Source organism: Sinomonas humi, from assembly GCF_000802235.1.
GTDB classification, from domain to species: Bacteria; Actinomycetota; Actinomycetes; order Actinomycetales; family Micrococcaceae; genus Sinomonas; species Sinomonas humi.
Genome location: NZ_JTDL01000084.1, coordinates 1 through 1,012 on the forward strand (window position 1 = coordinate 1; position 1,012 = coordinate 1,012).

Below are 1,012 nucleotides of genomic sequence, written 5' to 3' on the forward strand. Positions count from 1 at the left end.
TCGACGAGATCGGATGCGACGACCCAAGACTTGCTGATGAAGAAGAGCTCGGCGACTGGTCGGAAGGCTTCAGAATATGGCTCCGGGACAGGGTCGTCAGCTGGGGGCCGCAGAAGGGAAAGGCCCTGGGCGCCGCCCAACGGCGAGCCGCTATGACGGCGCTAGAACAGCTTTACCGATTCATGTACGACGAGCACTCGGCGGCTCGTCGGGCGCTCGGAGAGCACGCCTGGCCGAAGCTGACCCCGCATCACGCCGTGCTTTTCAGGTTCGGGGACAAACCGACGGGCCGACGGGCACCCTCTCCCGAGATGGTCCTCTCGGACAGCACGGTGAGCCGGATCGTTGAGGGATGCAAGATCCTAGAACTTGCGACCGGAGAAGGCGGGTTCGGCGACGAGCAGCTGTCCCGGATCCTCAAGCTGCTGATCAAGACCGGAAGACGACTCAACGAGATCTGCATGCTCGACTACAACCCTCTCATCGCGGTCCCGTTCCCAGACCCACAGGGCCACGTGGCGCGATTGCGGTACCAGCAGACGAAGATCGAAACCGACGATGCCACGATCCTCGTCGACCAAGAGGTAGTTGACCTCATCCGGGAACAGCAGTCGTTCGCGCTTGGGTTCATGGCGTCCGATAATCGCCGAGGAACCGAGCCGAAGTACCTGTTCCTCGGCGAACAGATGAACCGCAACGGAGACCGGCCGTACCCTGATCAGACCGCGCGGGCCCATCTTGTCGAGCTGAGTAAGAGGCTGGGGCTCAAGGATGAGGCCGGGAATGAAGTCGTGCTATCCCGAACTCACATGTTCCGGCATACCAAGGCCACCGACCTTCTCAACTCGGGCGTCCCCATCCACGTCGGGATGCGCTACATGGGCCACAAATCGGCCAACATGTTCATGCACTACGCGCAGACCCTGTCGAAGACCCACGAGGCAGAATTCCTGCGCTACCGCAAGATCACCACAGACGGCAGGGAATACCAGCAGGACCCGCACGAGATGTA

1 protein-coding gene is annotated in these 1,012 nt (G+C 61.4%); it reads left to right on the forward strand.

What is annotated here, in order from left to right; genetic code table 11:
• A partial coding sequence (locus LK10_RS06895) for a tyrosine-type recombinase/integrase (RefSeq protein WP_043121582.1) occupies nt 1-1,012 on the forward strand: 1,012 nt, incomplete at both ends.